General features: G+C 63.9%; 14 protein-coding genes. All 14 read right to left on the reverse strand.

All coding sequences use genetic code 11. From position 1 onward, the window contains the following. Position 1: 1 nt before the first annotated feature. Positions 2-1,354, reverse strand: a complete 1,353-nt coding sequence (gabT, locus tag QF206_RS08950; RefSeq protein ID WP_281488872.1) for a 4-aminobutyrate--2-oxoglutarate transaminase — start codon at positions 1,352-1,354, stop codon at positions 2-4. Positions 1,355-1,406: 52 nt separating this feature from the next. After that, positions 1,407-2,234 (reverse strand): carboxyltransferase domain-containing protein, encoded by an 828-nt coding sequence (locus QF206_RS08955; protein ID WP_281488873.1) that lies wholly within the window; start codon positions 2,232-2,234, stop codon positions 1,407-1,409. A 10-nt stretch (positions 2,235-2,244) separates the two neighbouring features. Further along, positions 2,245-3,018, reverse strand: a complete 774-nt coding sequence (locus tag QF206_RS08960; RefSeq protein WP_281488874.1) for a 5-oxoprolinase subunit PxpA — start codon at positions 3,016-3,018, stop codon at positions 2,245-2,247. A gap of 49 nt (positions 3,019-3,067) precedes the next feature. Further along, positions 3,068-4,093, reverse strand: a complete 1,026-nt coding sequence (locus QF206_RS08965) for a 5-oxoprolinase subunit C family protein (protein WP_281488875.1) — start codon at positions 4,091-4,093, stop codon at positions 3,068-3,070. Beyond that, the gene (locus tag QF206_RS08970; protein WP_281488876.1) at positions 4,090-5,190 is read right to left on the reverse strand and encodes a branched-chain amino acid ABC transporter permease; all 1,101 of its coding nucleotides are present in this window, start codon (positions 5,188-5,190) and stop codon (positions 4,090-4,092) included. The genes QF206_RS08965 and QF206_RS08970 overlap by 4 nt, the downstream gene beginning before the upstream one ends. Position 5,191: 1 nt before the next feature. Further along, entirely contained in the window at positions 5,192-6,076 is an 885-nt protein-coding gene (locus QF206_RS08975) for a branched-chain amino acid ABC transporter permease (protein ID WP_281488877.1), read from the reverse strand. Next, on the reverse strand, positions 6,073-6,816 hold the full coding sequence (locus tag QF206_RS08980) for an ABC transporter ATP-binding protein (protein WP_281488878.1): 744 nt from the start codon (positions 6,814-6,816) through the stop codon (positions 6,073-6,075). The genes QF206_RS08975 and QF206_RS08980 overlap by 4 nt, the downstream gene beginning before the upstream one ends. Beyond that, positions 6,809-7,543, reverse strand: a complete 735-nt coding sequence (locus tag QF206_RS08985; RefSeq protein ID WP_281488879.1) for an ABC transporter ATP-binding protein — start codon at positions 7,541-7,543, stop codon at positions 6,809-6,811. Before QF206_RS08985 ends, QF206_RS08980 begins: the two co-directional genes overlap by 8 nt. Positions 7,544-7,563: 20 nt before the next feature. Then, positions 7,564-8,790 (reverse strand): ABC transporter substrate-binding protein, encoded by a 1,227-nt coding sequence (locus tag QF206_RS08990; RefSeq protein WP_281488880.1) that lies wholly within the window; start codon positions 8,788-8,790, stop codon positions 7,564-7,566. Positions 8,791-9,070: 280 nt separating this feature from the next. Next, positions 9,071-9,301 (reverse strand): hypothetical protein, encoded by a 231-nt coding sequence (locus QF206_RS08995; protein ID WP_281488881.1) that lies wholly within the window; start codon positions 9,299-9,301, stop codon positions 9,071-9,073. Positions 9,302-9,324: 23 nt separating this feature from the next. After that, on the reverse strand, positions 9,325-9,951 hold the full coding sequence (locus tag QF206_RS09000; RefSeq protein WP_281488882.1) for a DUF308 domain-containing protein: 627 nt from the start codon (positions 9,949-9,951) through the stop codon (positions 9,325-9,327). Positions 9,952-10,695: 744 nt separating this feature from the next. Further along, complete coding sequence (locus QF206_RS09005) at positions 10,696-12,714, reverse strand: GNAT family N-acetyltransferase (RefSeq protein WP_281488883.1); 2,019 nt, start codon at positions 12,712-12,714, stop codon at positions 10,696-10,698. Positions 12,715-13,110: 396 nt separating this feature from the next. Then, a complete protein-coding gene (dnaB, locus tag QF206_RS09010) occupies positions 13,111-14,493 on the reverse strand; it encodes a replicative DNA helicase (protein ID WP_281488884.1) in 1,383 nt (460 codons plus the stop codon). A gap of 573 nt (positions 14,494-15,066) precedes the next feature. Then, positions 15,067-15,522: a 50S ribosomal protein L9 gene (gene rplI, locus QF206_RS09015; RefSeq protein ID WP_281488885.1), complete on the reverse strand. Its 456-nt coding sequence runs from the start codon at positions 15,520-15,522 to the stop codon at positions 15,067-15,069. Position 15,523: the final 1 nt, after the last annotated feature.

Raw genomic sequence — 15,523 nt, forward strand, 5'->3', positions numbered from 1 at the left:
CTCAGGCTGTCGCGTCGAACGCTTCCGACAGGATGTCGAGCCCCTCTTCGAGCACTTCGGGCGACATCGACAGCGGCGGCAGGAATCGGATGACATTTCCGAACGTACCGGTGACGATCGCCAGCGCGCCGTTCTGGTGGCACCACTTCTGCACAGCGACGGCACGTGCCGCATCCGGTCCGCTGTCGTCAGCGAGCTCGATCGCCATCATCGCTCCACGGCCCCGGATGTCGGCGACCACAGAGTGACGCTGCTGAATCTGCTCGAGACGGCGCCGGAAGATCGCTTCGAGGTTCTTGGCTTTTTCGAGCAGACCATCACGCTCGACCGACTCGAAGGCGGCGATCGATCCGACGCAGCTGACGGGGTTTCCGCCGAAGGTGCTGCCGAGACCGCCGACATGCACGGAATCCATCATCTCGGCCCGACCCGTCACTGCGGCGAGCGGCAAGCCGCCACCGAGCGCCTTGGCCGTTGTGATGATGTCAGGCACGACACCCTCGTGCTCAATCGCGAACCAGGTGCCGGTGCGGCCGAAGCCCGACTGCACCTCGTCGGCGATGAACACGATGCCGTTCTCAGTGCAGTAGTCGCGGATCCCCTTCGCGAAGTTGGGTGCGGGCACGATGAAGCCGCCCTCGCCTTGGATCGGCTCCATCACGATGCACGCCACGTTGGAGGCACCGATCTCCTTGTCGATCATGGTGCGCACCTCGCGGAGCGTCGCCTCGGCGCACTCCTCGGGGGTGCCGGCGAAGCCGAACGGGTTCGCCATGGGCACACGATACACATCCGACGCGAACGGCCCGAAGCCCTCCTTGTACGGCATGTTCTTCGCGGTCATCGCCATGGTGAGGTTCGTGCGCCCGTGGAAGGCGTTCCGGAAGACGACGACTGCCGACCGGCCGGTGTACGACCGCGCAACCTTCACTGCGTTCTCAACCGCTTCTGCTCCTGAGTTCCACAGCGCCGACTTCTTCGCATGGTCGCCGGGGGCGTGTTCGTTGAGCAGCTCGCACACCTGCACGTACTCCTCATACGGGGTGATCGCGAAGCACACGTGCGCGAAGTCCTCGACCTGTTCCTGCACGCGTTCGACCACGCGCGCGTTGCCGTTGCCGACATTCGAAACGCCGATGCCGCCCGCGAAGTCGATCAGCGAATTACCGTCCACGTCGTGCAGCACATTGCTGTCGGCCTTCTCGATGAAGGTAGCGAGCGTCACTGGGACCGAGTCGGAAACCGCGTTGCTGCGGCGCTCGGCGAGCGCCTTCGACTTCGGTCCGGGGATCTCGGTGACGACCTTGGCGTACCTACGCACACTGTGGGGCGCCTGGGTCGCGATTGTGTTCAAGTCAGTGGTCCTTTCAATGGTGATGCTGAAGTGTTCAGCTCAAATCGGAGCTCTATGCGGCGACAGTGGCGCGCTGCCTGGAGTACTCCGACACGTCGAACTCTTCTTCGACGACGTCGTAGCGGTAGGTGCCCTCGATGACCTTCGCCTGGATCTCTTCGTACTCGTCACCCTCGATCGGGCGGTAGCGGTGCCGGTCGCCGGCCAGGAACAGCACGCCGCTCTCCGGGAACATGTGAGTGGTCGGAATCGGCTCGTAGATCGGCGTGGCGAATCGGCCCAGCATTGGATAGCCCGATGGACCGTCGAGGGGCAGCGCGGCCGTGCACTTCCCGCCGAGGCAGAACGTCCGCACATGAGTGAAGGTGCGGGCGGTCGCGAGCTTTGGCAGAGTCACGCCCTCGGTATCGAGCGGGTACGCGAAGAAGCAGCCGGGCCCCCAGCCCACGCATGCCAGCCAGTGATCGGTCTCGGAGTGCTTCCGGATCGCTTCGTCGGTCGAGATACCGTGGTTTTCGGCGATCCAATCGACGCCGTGCTTCTCGCCGTTGCGTTCGGCGATCTCGACCGACCAAGGGTCTCGGTACCAGGCGGGCAGCGTGAACAACCGCGATGTGATCGTGGTGGGCGCCGTCACCTGTGACGCGTATTCAGTGAGCAGCCGCTCCCAGTAGACCGGCTTGCGTCGGTCGGCTTCGACGACGATCCCGAGCTGACGCATCGTGGGGATCACATCGAGGATGCCGGGAATGTTCTCGCGCTGCAGGTGCTGCATCATGGCGAGCACTCGGAAGTTCGCCTGAAGATCGGCATCATCCGAGAACTCGACCGTGTAGTAGCAGTCACCGAGCCGGCGAAGAACCGGTACGTCGTAGATCATGGTGCCTTCCTCACTCGCATGCCGCGAGCGTCACGCCGACCGAATCCGCAGCACGGCGTACGGCTTGCGCAACCTCGACGACGTTGGGGCCGTCGCTGTGGATGCAGACCGAGTCGACCTTCAGCGGCAGGATCGTGCCGTCGATCGCCTCGTAGGTCTGCTCGGTGAGCAGCCGCGTCACTCGCTCCTCGATGAGGTCGGCCGACACCGGCTGCTTCCTGCGCTCGACGATGAGGTTGCCCTCTGGGCTGTAGTTGAGGTCGGGGTAGGCCTCGACGAACACGCGCATGCCGGCATCCGCGGCGACTCGCGTGATCGGCTCGTGCCCGAACGGGCCGGGCCAGTAGAACACAGCCTGGGGATCGACGGTCTGCATCGCACGAACCGCAGCGGCAGCCAGCTTCTCGTCCTTCAGCATGTGGTACATCGCGCCATGCGGCTTGATGTGGTGCAGCCGCATGCCACGTTGGCGGAGGAAGCCGCTCAGTGCACCCACCTGGTAGGTGATGTACGCGTGAATGTCGTCTTCGGTGAGTGCCATTACCCGGCGGCCGAAGCCCATCAGGTCGGGGGCGCCGGGGTGCGCGCCGACCGCAACGCCGCTCTCCTGCGCCCAACCGACCGTCTCGTTCATGATGAGCGGATCACCGGCATGGAAGCCGCACGCGATGTTGGCCGTGGTGATGTGCTTCATGATCTCCTGGTCGTCGCTAGCCGACCAGTTGCCGTACCCCTCGCCCATGTCGGCGTTGAGGTCGAGCGTCGTCAGGTGTGAAGAAGTCATCGCGACGTCCTTTCGAGTGCGTCTGTGCTTGTCGGTTTCGAAGCGGTAGTCAAGCGACTGCCGACTGCGGCTGAACGATGTGATCGCCGTGCAATTGCCACGCCAGCAGTTCGAGCGCTTGCTCGGTGCTGACGCGTTCGAAGCGCACGGTGTCACCAGGCGAGAGCTGACCGACGCGGCCGAGGTCGGCCGAGATCACGGTCGCGATCTTGGCGAAACCGCCGACGGTCGGGTTCTCGACACCCATGACGATGGCCTCACTGCCGGAGGGGCACTGGATGCCGCCGATCGGGATGATGTCATCCACGATGTTCGACGGGTCGGTGCCGGCGGCCTCCGCTACGTAGTTCGGGCGCGGCAGGAAGCTCAGCTTCGGTCCGGCGAATCTGAAGCCCATCCGGCTGTTGAGAGCGCCGAGCGTCCACGGCTCACCGAAGAAGGCATCGATCGACTCTTCCGTGAAGAGGTGATCCTGGGGCCCGGCGGTGACGTGGAGCACGTGGTTCTCAAGGCTGTACCGTGCCGCCTCCTCGCCGACGATGCTGCCCACCGACTCGTAGCGCAACGGCTCGTCGGCGAGCGGCAACTGATCGCCGGCCTGCAGGGCTCGGCCACCGATGCCGCCGAACTGCGCGAACAGGTGCGTCGAGCGGCTCCCGATATACGGCTCGTTCCGGATTCCTCCCTGAACGGCGAGGTAGGAGCGCATGCCGCCGGTGATTGCCCCGATCGCGAGCACATCGCCAGCGCTGACCAAGAACGACGCGTTGTGAGGGCGACGGCGTCCGTTGAGCGTGATCTCGGCCGGCGCGCCTGTCACCGCGACGATTGCATCAGTGTCGAAGCGCAGGGTGGGGCCCTTCGCTGTGAGTTCGAGGCCTGCGGGGCCCGGATCCTTTGAGGACAGCGGAGCAGGGGTCGGCGCGTTGCCCACGAGCAGGTTTGCCAACCGAAGCGAGAAGTAGTCTTGTGCGCCGGAGGGGGCGATGCCCTGTGGCAACTGGCCTACGCGGCCGCCGTCCTGAATGTGGGTGAGGATTCCGGCATCCAGGACCTCTATCCCTTGCGTCGTCACGAGCGCACCGCCTCCTTCTCCTCCTGGACGGGCTCGCGCTTCTCCTTCGACCCAGCGGTCGGAATCACGGTTGTGCGAATGGCCTGCGGCCGCTTCTTGAACAGGCCCGAGAACTCGCGGCCTCGCGTGAGGCCTTCCCGGAAGAGGAACAGCACGACGAGCATCGCGATGCCGAGCACGATCTCGCGGATGCCTGCTTGGCCGGTGAACATGAAGCCGAAGAGCTCGACTCCGCGTTCCCAGCGACGCAGCACTTCGCCGAGCACGGTGATCACGAGCGTGCCCACGAGTGCGCCGAACAGTGAGTTCATGCCGCCGAACACGAGCATGAGCAGCACCGCGAACGTCAGCGTGAAGTAGAAGGCGTCAGCATTGATCGAACCGAGCACTTGTCCGTACAGCGCGCCACCGATGCCGACGGCGAACGCGCTCAGAACGAAGGAGACGCGGCGCTCGTGCGTGACCTTGATGCCGATCGATCGGGCAGCGACCTCGTCTTCACGGCTGGCCCGCAGGCGCCGCCCGGTGCGGGTGTGCTGGAAGACGTAGGCGAGCACGCAGATCGCGATCAGCCAGAGCAGCGGCACATAGACGTCAGTGCCTCCCGGGATGCCGATGAGCGAGTTCTTTCCGCCGGTGATCGGGTCGGCGTTGCCGACGACAACCTGGATCATGACGAGCATGGCGAGCGTGGCGATACCCGCCGACAGCCCGGAGAGGCGCATGATCGACAACGACACGACCCAGCCGACGAGAGCCGCACCGAGTCCGCCGAGCAGGATGCCGAGCGCTGGGTTGATCTCGATGGCGACGAGCCACGCGGGCGCTCCGTCGAGCAGGCCCGACTTGATGCGAGGAGACATCGTCGCTAACGCGCTGACATAGGCGCCGACAGCGGCGAATCCGATGTGGCCGAACGACAGGATGCCGGAGTTGCCTATGAAGATGTAGCTGCCGACGACCATGACGGCGTTGACGACCATGACCCGTGCCGGAGTCTGGAGGTCCGGGCTCTGCATAGCCAGCAGGACGATGATCGCGAACAGCGCGACCGGCACCATGTCGATCACTCGGGTGGCCCAGCGATTCTTCAACATGTCAGACCCTTTCTGCGACCGCGCGACGGATGAAGAGTCCCTGCGGCCGCACGATGAGCACGAGGATCACGAGGGCGAAAGCGACTGCATCGCGGAAGGCGACCAGGTCGGTGGGAAGTGCGGCCTGGATCGCCACGGTGAGCGCACCGAACAGGTATGCGCCGTAGACGGCCGCCTTGAGGTTTCCGCTACCGCCGATGACGGTTGCGACGACACCCGCGAGCAGGGGGGCGAGCCCCATGGTGGGCGTGACAGTGCCAGTCTTCGCGATCAGCAGGATGCCGGCGACCGCCGCCAGGAACCCTGCGAGGGCGAAGGCGGTGCTGATGACTCGGTCGGACTTCACACCGACGAGCCGGGCCATGGTGAAGTCCTCCGATGCGGCTCGCATCTGGCGCCCGATCGGTGTGCGGTACAGCACAAGGCCCATGCCGGCGAGCAGCAGGACAGTGACGAGCACGGTGACCAGGTCAAGCGGGGAGACGCCGATGCCCCCCACCGAGATGCGGGCGCTCACCCAACTGGGGAGGGCGACCGCTCGCGCCTGCGACCCGATGAAGAGGATCGCGAGGTTCTGCAACAGATACGCGATGCCGAATGACACGATCATCAGCGTCGCCGGCTTCGCCCCACGAATGAAGCGGAAGGCCAGCTTGTCCATGAGGATGCCGGCGAGCACGCCCGCCGTGATGGCGATGATGATCCGCAACGGCAGCGGTAGACCATGGGTCAACAGCAGGGTGTACCCCGTGACCATGATCAACTCGCCGTGTGCGAGGTTCACGAGGTTCATCACACCGAAGATCAGCGCGATGCCGAGGGCTATGCAGGCGTAAATGCTACCCAGACTCAACGCGTCGATGAGGAACTGAAATACGGCGTTCATGCCTGACCGGCTCCCTCTGGTTCCGGAGCTGCCCCATCGGCGCCGAGGTAGGCCGCTTCGAGCAGTCCGCCTTGGAGGAGCTCGGAGGCCGTGCCCCGCGCGACGATGTTGCCGTGCTGGAGTACGTATGAATGATCGGCGGTTTCAACAGTGCGGTGGGCGACCTGCTCGACGAGAAGGATGCTGACCCCCTCGTTGTGCAGGCGCTTCAGCACCTCGAAGACCGAGTCGACGATGACCGGGGCAAGGCCCGCGGATGGCTCGTCGAGCAGAAGGTATTCGGGCCGGGCGAGCAGTGCCCGGGCGATCGCTAGCTGTTGCTGCTCGCCGCCGGAGAGGTGGCCGGCGCGCCGGTCACGGAAGCGCCCGAGGATCGGGAACACCTCCATCATCTCCGTGATGTGCGTTCGAGCCTGTTCACGGTCCTTGCGCACGGTGGTGCCGAGTTGCAGATTCTCGAGCACGGTCATCTGTCCGAAGATCCGACGCCCTTCGGGCACCAGCGAGAGGTGCTTGCCCACGATGTGCTCGGCGCGTGCCCCGCTCAGCTTCGATCCCGCGAGGGTGACCGAGCCGCTCTTGGGTTTGACGACGCCGGCAATGGTGTTGAGCAGGGTCGACTTGCCCGCGCCGTTCGGGCCAACGACGCCGACAAATGAGCCCTTCTCCACCTTGATGCTCACGCCGCGCAGGGCCGTGACCGGTCCGTACGCCACGTAGAGCGAATCGACTTCAAGCATTGGTCACCTCCGAGCCGAGGTATGCCTCGACGACCGATCGGTTGTTCCTGATCTCGGCGGGAGTACCGGTGGCCAGGATCTCGCCGAAGTTGAGCACCGTGATGCGGTCGCAGATGCCCATCACCAGCGGCATGTCGTGCTCGATGAGCAGCATCCCGCAGCCGAATTCGTCACGGATGTCGCGCAGCACATGGCTCATCACGACGCTCTCTTCTTCGCTGAGCCCCGCGGCCGGCTCATCGAGCAGCAGGTACTGCGGTTTCGCCGCGAGCGACCGGGCGATGCCCAGTCGACGTTGGTAGCCGTACGACAGGTTGCCGGCGGCGACATCGGCTTGCGAGTGCAGGTCGAGCATCTCCATCAGCTCGTCGGCAAGAGCTGTTCCGCTGGCCGAACTCGAGCCGACGCCGATGGCGCCGAGTTCGATGTTCTCGCGAACCGTCAGCTCTCTGAAGACGCGCACGGCTTGGAACGTGCGCACGACGCCGCCCCGAGCGCGGGCCGGAGCAGTCCACGATGAGGCGTCGACCCCGTCGATGGTCACCCGGCCGCGGGAGAAGTTCTGGTAGCCGCTGATCGCGTTCACCAGGGTGGTCTTGCCCGCACCGTTGGGACCGATCAACCCCATGATCTCGCCACGACGGACTTCGACCGTCGCTTCATGAAGCGCACGGACCCCGTCGAATTCGACGCAGATACCGTTGGCTTCGAGTCGTTGCTCACTCATTGTGGACTGCTCCATTGCCCTTACTCGGTTGCGATCTCCGGCAGGTAACTTGCGGTCAGACGGGCGGCAAAGGTGGGCTCGCCACCCTCGAGCGCTGCGATCGTCACGGGACGGTCGGCCGCGGTGTGCAGTGTCTCGGAGAAGGTGGCGGGGCCGACGACGGTCTCCACCGGAGTGCCGTCTTCGAGCGCCGCGGTGACCGCTTCGCCTTCGGTGCTGTCGGCACGCTCCATGCCCTGCGCGATCATCTGCATGGCGATGTAGCCATCGACGATCAGCGAGCTCGGGGGGAAGTCGCCCTGGGCCTCGACGTAGCGGTCGATGATCTCGTTGACCTTGTCGCTCGGGTCACCGCCGTGGTACTGCGCGTGGTTCGCAACCCAAGTGTTCGCGAGATCGGGAACGGCGTCGAACCATCCGGTCGAGTCGAGCGCGTCGTTGAGCAGCACGGGCACATCGATGCCGGCCGCGCGAACCTGACGCAGCGCCGAAGCGCCACCCGGAGCGTAGCTGGAGATGACGAGCACCTCAGGGGGCGTCGGCAGCGCCTGAATCTTCGAGATCTGGGCGTTGATTGACGGGTCCGAGTTTTGGAACGTGTCCTTCCCGAGCACGGCACCTTCACCTGCGAAGTGCTCGAAGGCGTCGATGAACCCATTCGCCCAGTCGGTGTCGACTCGCAGCGTCGGGTCTTCGAGCACGTAGGCGGTCTTCCATCCCTGCTCCGTGTTCGCCCATTCAGCGGCGGCTGCGGCAGTGGCCTGCGAGACCATTCCTGCGGAGAATCCGAGGTCGAGTCCGCCGATGGGGCCGAAGCGGGGGCTGCCGGCGCAGAGCGAAACCGAAATCAGCCCGGCGGATTGGGCTGCGAGTGCCGCAGGGGAGCCGAAGTCGTAGTCGCACGAGACGATCAGGGCATCCGCACCCTGGTTGATGACCTCTTGCGCCACGGTCGGGGCGAGGTTGCGCTCCGACTTGTAGTCCTCCTGGATCAGCCGCACCTGCCGACCGAGGATGCCGCCCTCGGCATTCAGGTCTTCAATCGCCATTTCGACCGCTGCCATCGCTGGGAGGTCGTACTGATTCATCACACCGGTTTCCGCGATGACCGCACCGATGATGATCTCGTCACCCCCTGCATTGTCCCCGCCGTCACCGCCTTGGTTGGTAGCTGTGGCGGTGCAGCCGGTGAGTACGAGCGCACCCGCCGCTAGCACGACGAGCGAACCGCGCATCTTGCCGTTCATGTTTTCTCCTCATTGAGACATCCACACTTGGTGCAGACGTGGCCTCGTGATTGCGGATTGGTGTAGCCACGCTACGAAGGACCAAATGGACGAACAATCTGAATGCTGTCGAAGCCTTTGAGCCGCTTTTCGACATGTTTGATAAACGACTTCAACCGTCGTCAATGACGCGCCGAGTCGCTGAAGCGCGCGAAGGGAGGGCGGCTGGAATCGCTCGAGCGGAGTTCACCGCTTATCGCCCGATGAGGGGCGGATATTCGCGCGAGGCCCGTGCCCTGACTCAGTCGTTGGGAGGCGTTGTGCCGTCGCCCGGCTCACCGGTCCATTCGCCGTCCATCTTCTGGTTCGGCTTGACGGCCAACAGCAGCATGGCGACGGTCACGAGGATCGCGATGAAGGCGATCCCGAAGAAGATCACGCCGAGCAGCACGTCGCGAGTGGTCATCCAGACGACGAGACCCACGAAGACTGCGAGAAGCCCAGAGAAGCCAATCAGTTCGACTGGACGCATGCGCTCTTTCCTGTCCGGTTTCCTCATGCGCTTGGCGCCTCCTTCACTGTCGACTCCTCAGACCGCGGAGCCTGCTTCACCGGGAACGCCGCGATGAGTTGAAACACTCCGGCAACCGCCGCGTACGCGCCGAACACTCCGACGGCGACGACCGGCGCGGTCAACACGCCACTCACGCCTTCGGTGCCCTGGAAGTGCTGGTCGAGGTCGGGCGGCAGCAGCACCATGACGATCGCGAGGAGCGCCGTCAGCCCGCCGATCAGCAGTCGATCGCGGGCGATCGGATCGCGCCCCCTCGCGCGCATCCACAGATACAGCTCGGCGAACCCGGTGATCGCAGCCCACACGGCAACGGTGAAGAGGAACATCGGCAAGCCTGCGCCTGTGAGCGCGAGGGCGGCAACGCCCGCTGCTGCACCGACCGCCGCCATGATGGCGAGGATGGTGCGCTCAACGGATGCCGTGCCACGCAGTTCGATCACGAGAGCAAGCGCTGTGAGCACCGCGAACCCACCGAACACCAGCAGCCCGACCCGGGAGGAGTGGTCCTGCGAGAACGTGATGATCAAGGCCGCGATGACAGCGACAAGTCCGCGCAACAGCGGGCCGATGGTGCGGGCCCTCGGTGCGACACCTGCTGAGCCTGGCACGCGCAACCTTTCTGAAGGATTCGGGATGCCGTCAAGTCTAGACGCGCCGCCTGACCACAAGCCTTCAGCCGAACGATGCCCGCGGCTCAACCCATGGACTACGGCGGCACTTTAGGGCCGACGAGTCGCTCGACGCTCTTTCGTGCAGGGTTGCCATAGCAAATGATTCGTCGACCAGCTACTGCCAGACGAACTGGGGCCGAATCCGACCTTCACGAACCGTTGGAGCACAGGATTCACGTAGGCCAGTGAGTAAACGCTATCTAAGAGCCGGAATTGCTTCGCTCGGCCTATGGGGAGCACGCTCGGCTATGTGCGGAGACGGCATCGCCGTCAGTTTCTTCAGACGGGCGAGTTGCCGGCTAGTGAGGTAGCGAAAGCTCTGCGGGGGCTCCACTCGAAGCACGCGGCGGAGATCATCGAGCCCCACGGGTCGCGACCACACGGTGGGGTCGTCCAGTTCCACGACGGAGCACTCACTAGCGCCGTCGAGGTAATCAGCGAGTTCCGCCTGTTCGATCCCAATGACGTCCGAGTAGTCTCGCCAGATGTCGTGAGCGTTGCTTCGGACAACCCTCCGTGCGCGCATGGTCCCGAGGATCGCCTTCTCCGGCGACGTCGAATAGATGACGACTGTCATGCCTTCCGGTACGTCAGGGAATCGACGCCGAATCTCCGCGGTTTTCGTGCCAGTAAGAAGCCCTCGCGCGAAGCGGGGTCGGACTGAAAGCAAGAGAACCGGACTCACGCCTTGTGCCGTTCATCAAACTGCCGGGCCATTACGTCATCAAACATTTGCGGATCAACTTGTTGCATGCTCTGCACCCGGTCCTTCACATATTGCTTGAAGATCTCGTCGTGGCGCGAGACCGACCGCGGGAGAAGTTCAGTGTCCTGGAAGCGTATGACATTGACCTTTCCAACCTTGTCCGCGGCTCCCTGGATTTCAGACTTTCGAAGCACACCGATCTTGCCGAAACTTGCGAGTGCCTCTTCGACAGGCAACCGCGCCGAGTCGACGAGTACTGACCTCGCGACCAGTTTCCGGATCGCAGTCGTTCGGTCGCTGCTGGCATACCAGAGGATGCGGGCGGGAAGATCTTTGGGCTCGATGCGTGATCCCGAAAAGTAGACTAGTTCTCGGGAAAGACCGAGTCCTCGTCGTCTCAGTGAGAGAAGACCATCGTTCATCCCGAGGAGGTTGGTCGCCCATCGAGGCTGAATCGGAATAACGTACGTTGGCAACCTCGCGCCCTGCACTACGAGTGGCCACCTGCGACGCTCGGCAAGGACAACCTCCGCTGCTGAAGCGAGGGAGAGGGCAGCGGCTGGTGCTGTCGCCGGACCTAGCGACGCAATGCGGGGCGTCGCTTCGCTGAAGCCGTCCGCTCTCAACGCCGCGTCGAGCGTGACTGAGATGGCCCCATCAGTCACCTCAACGCGTGTGGCTCCGCGGTCCCAGGCCGTGCGTCTGAAATGACGAAGTAATTGGAAGGCAACGGTGCTTCCGCGCTCGCCTCGAATGGCACGGAGCATCTGGAGTCGCAGAGTGGTTCCATCTAGCTCGAAAGCTGCCAGTGCCCACAGGCCGCCCTGCTCGTCAACAAGCTTCTGCACCTCGATCCTCTTCCGCTTCGCAAGCAGATCCCGCAGTCGCTGATTGAACACATTTGGCTTCGCTTCCGCGTCGTAGACGCGGAAAGCGGTCTCGAGACCAGGCTCTGCATACGCCACGTCCACCCACTCCAGGTCACCGTCGTCGATGAGATTTGAGCGAAAAACGGACATATACGAGTCAGGGCTGAGTGCCGCGATCAGTTCATGTGGCCGCACGACTTTGATGCCGTGCTCAGAAAGGTTCCACCCGCCTGCGGCAAGGTGCACGTTGCTGTCGTTGGTGACGAAGTAGTCGGCGCCAGCATGGACGGCGTCGGTGAGGTGTAGGACATCCTTCCGAAGGCTCGGATCTTTGGCGAGCAGACGCGAGTCTGTTGCGGCAAGTAGAGCATGCTCGAGGGTTCGATCACCCGGGCGCAGGGTGCTCAGCCTCGTCAAGTGCTGACTGTCCGCTCGAATGCGGGCACGAACCGCCTGGTCTTGGTTCTTACTGATCTCGTTGTCGACTTCACCAGAGACAACGAAGGTGACCAACGGTTGCAGCCAGTCGGCCTGTAGCTCTCGAGCTTCCTCCCGATGATCGCGCTGGACGTCGGGCGGGGAGAAGAGGTCACCGATGATGTTGGTGTCGAGCACTGCAATCGGAAGGCCAGACTCAAGCGAAGCGGACTCCAGAAGATCGAGCCCTCGGTCGACGTTGATCCGCTTCACCCAGTTCATCAGAATCGACCCACTGAGGGCCCTGCCAGGGCGTTCCGACGCCGCGTGCATGCCCAGCGACTGCCAGAACCCGTCGATCCCGTAGTCGCTGCGACAAGATGCGGTGATCAGGGATCGTCGCGGATGCAACCTGATGGCGCTTTCCACCATTCGGCGCGCCAAACCGGTCCCGCGCGCCGCTTCACCCACGCAGACGTGGACGAGCTTGATTTGGTTACTGCGGGGGATGTCATAAAGGACGTATCCGGCGACAGTTCCATCGACGAGGCCGAGGAGGAGACCCCGATGCTTGGCGCGATCACGGAAGGCTGTGTCGGGCATCGGGCCCAGTCGCGCGCGATTGGCCTTGTGAATGGTCAGTACGGCATCCAGCTCAGCTCTTGCATCGGCGGATTCCGGGTCCCACGCGGCGACATCGACGCTCAACCCAGCCCCTCTCAGCCGATGGTCCTGACCGTTTTAGCACATGAGCGTCTAACAGTGGGGCCGAGGCCGAGTTGCGTTCCGTTTGATATCTGGGATCAGTGGCCAGTCGGACTCACATCGCGACCGGTGGGAGATGAAGTCAATGGACGGCCTCGCCGTTGTCGCGGAATCTGGTCCCGGGGATCGGGACGAACCGCCGCGTTTCCAGTGCAGTCGACGAACCGCCTTTGGGTCGTCGACGGATACTCATCCTGCGTCGCCCATTGACATGCTGCCGGGCACGAACGTGACAATGACGCTTCGAACGATGTGGGCGATGCCGCGAGTCTTGCAACTACTCTCCACTCGAGTTCGGCGTGGCGGAAAGACAACCTATGTCGAGGGTGGCGACGAACGTCAGACGTTCGGCATGTCGGCGAAGCGCGAGAAGTGGCCCTGGAAGGCGACGGTGACGGTGTCGGTGGGGCCGTTGCGGTGCTTTGCGACGATGAGGTCGGCTTCACCCGCGCGAGGGTTCTCCTTCTCATACGCGGCCTCGCGGTGCAGCAGGATCACCATGTCGGCATCCTGCTCGATCGATCCCGACTCTCGCAGGTCGGCGATCTGGGGCTTCTTGTCGGCTCGCTGCTCGGGCCCACGGTTGAGCTGCGACAGCGCGATCACCGGCACCTGCAGCTCTTTGGCCATGAGCTTCAGCGCACGTGAGAACTCAGACACTTCCTGCTGGCGCGACTCGACGCGCTTGCCCGAGGTCATGAGCTGCAGGTAGTCGATGACGACCATCTTGAGGCCGAACTTCTGCTTCAGTCGCCGGCACTTCGCGCGGATCTCGACGAGCGTCATGTTGGGGCTGTCATCGATGAACAGGGGCGCATCGTTGATGCGGCCGCGCACCGATGCGATGGTCGTCCAGTCGCGGGTGTCGACCGTTCCCTTGCGCATGTTCTGCAGCGGCACGGCTGCCTCGGCCGAGAGGAGCCGCATCGCGATCTCGCTGCGCCCCATCTCGAGAGAGAAGAAGATGGCGGGCATGTTGTGCTTGATGGCGGCCGATCGGGCAAAATCGAGAGCCAGCGTCGACTTTCCGAGCGCGGGCCGCGCCGCGACGATGATCATCTGACCCGGGTGGAAGCCGTTGGTGAGGTTGTCGAGCCCGGAGAAGCCGGTCGGCACGCCGGTCATCGAGCCGTCGCGGCCCTGGGCCGCCTCGATCTCGTCGATCGCGACCGTCACGGCCTCGGTCAGCGGCACGTAATCTTCTGCTTCGACCCCGCCGGCGACGTTGTAGATCTCGGCCTGCGCGTTGTTGACGAGGTCGGCAACCTCGCCCTCGCTCGCGTACCCCATCTGCACGATTCGGGTGCCCGCCTCGACGAGGCGGCGCAGCACTGCCTTCTCGGCGACGATGGATGCATAGAACCCGGCGTTGGCTGCCGTCGGCACCAGGCTGGTGAGCGTGTGCAGGTATTCGGCGCCGCCCGCTCGGCTGAGGAGTCCGGTCTTGGTCAACTCGTCGGTGACGGCGATGACGTCGGTCGGCTCACCGTGCGAGTACAGGGTCAGGATCGCGTCGAAGATCAACTCGTGCTTCGGCATGTAGAAATCGACGGCGCGAACGGTCTCGATCACATCGGCGACGGCATCCTTGCTCAGCAGCATGCCGCCGATTGCGCTCTGCTCAGCGAGCAGGTCGTGCGGGGGAGTGCGCTCAGCCCGGTACTGCTCGCGGTGCTCGCCGGTCGAAGGCTCGCCCGCCAATCCGAGATGTGCGATCGACATGCTTCCCCTTCCGCGTCATCCGACCGTGCCGTGCATTGCGACAGCACCGTTCATAGCGGTTGCCGCCGACATCGCGATCCCGGACCCCGATCGGATTGGGCGCCGCAACCTGAGAGGCAGCCGATGCGCACACTCGATTGCTCACCCTAGAAACCGGAGAGCCGTCTACTCAACCCTGCCTGTGGATAACTATGTGGAGACTCGCCGCGAGACTCGGGGACAACTCTGTACAGTCTGTTGATAACTCTGTGGAGCACACTTCGCGTCTCGCAGCTACACCGGGGCTGACCAGGCATTTTGTTTCGCACAGCATGTGTGAACAAGATTGTTTAGAGTCTTGGTTGAGGGTTTGAAGCTGTGAGCATCCCCTGTGTAGAAATCTCGGAAGAACGCTTGACACGGGCGTCGCCGAAACGCTAATGGCCATACGTCGTTCCGTACGGGCTCGCAAGTCACCACGCTGTAACCATTCTGTGAAAGCCCTCGGGGCCAATGGGTCGGCTCCGGGGGGCGAAATGACGAACGGCGGCAGCTCCCGAAGGAACCGCCGCCGTCAGGGCGTGCGAAACGCGCCTACTTCTTCGCCGCGATCACCTGCAGCGAGATCGTCGCGACGACGTCCTCGCGAAGGTTCACGATCGCCTCGTGGTCGCCCACAGTCTTGATCGGGGTGGGAATCTGCACCTTGCGCTTGTCGATGGAGCCGATGCCCTCGGCCTCCACGGCAGCCGCGATGTCAGCGGTCTTCACCGAACCGAAGAGGCGGCCCTCAGCGCCGGCCTTGACGGTCAGGCGCACACGCTTGGCCTCGATCTTGGCCTTGAGGTCGTTGACCTCTTCGATCGTGGCGAGTTCGCGCGCAGCGCGGGCAGCCTTGATCGACTCGACCTGCTTCTCGCCACCACGGGTCCACGCAACCGCGAAGCCCTGGGGGATGAGGTAGTTGCGGGCGTACCCGTTCTTGACCTCGACGACATCGCCGGGGGTGCCGAGACCGGTCACCTCGTGCGTCAGAATCAGCTTCGACATG

The organism is Ruicaihuangia caeni (genome assembly GCF_029952955.1).
GTDB classification, from domain to species: Bacteria; Actinomycetota; Actinomycetes; order Actinomycetales; family Microbacteriaceae; genus Ruicaihuangia; species Ruicaihuangia caeni.

Bases quoted from the DNA above. Each gene is read 5' to 3' on its own strand.
- QF206_RS08985 (WP_281488879.1), bottom strand. From the start codon at position 7,543: ATGAGTGAGCAACGACTCGAAGCCAACGGTATCTGCGTCGAATTCGAC.
- QF206_RS08980 (WP_281488878.1), bottom strand. From the start codon at position 6,816: ATGCTTGAAGTCGATTCGCTCTACGTGGCGTACGGACCGGTCACGGCC.
- QF206_RS08970 (WP_281488876.1), bottom strand. From the start codon at position 5,190: ATGTTGAAGAATCGCTGGGCCACCCGAGTGATCGACATGGTGCCGGTC.
- QF206_RS08955 (WP_281488873.1), bottom strand. From the start codon at position 2,234: ATGATCTACGACGTACCGGTTCTTCGCCGGCTCGGTGACTGCTACTAC.
- QF206_RS08975 (WP_281488877.1), bottom strand. From the start codon at position 6,076: ATGAACGCCGTATTTCAGTTCCTCATCGACGCGTTGAGTCTGGGTAGC.
- QF206_RS08990 (WP_281488880.1), bottom strand. From the start codon at position 8,790: ATGAACGGCAAGATGCGCGGTTCGCTCGTCGTGCTAGCGGCGGGTGCG.
- QF206_RS08995 (WP_281488881.1), bottom strand. From the start codon at position 9,301: ATGCGTCCAGTCGAACTGATTGGCTTCTCTGGGCTTCTCGCAGTCTTC.
- QF206_RS08960 (WP_281488874.1), bottom strand. From the start codon at position 3,018: ATGACTTCTTCACACCTGACGACGCTCGACCTCAACGCCGACATGGGC.
- rplI (WP_281488885.1), bottom strand. From the start codon at position 15,522: ATGTCGAAGCTGATTCTGACGCACGAGGTGACCGGTCTCGGCACCCCC.
- dnaB (WP_281488884.1), bottom strand. From the start codon at position 14,493: ATGTCGATCGCACATCTCGGATTGGCGGGCGAGCCTTCGACCGGCGAG.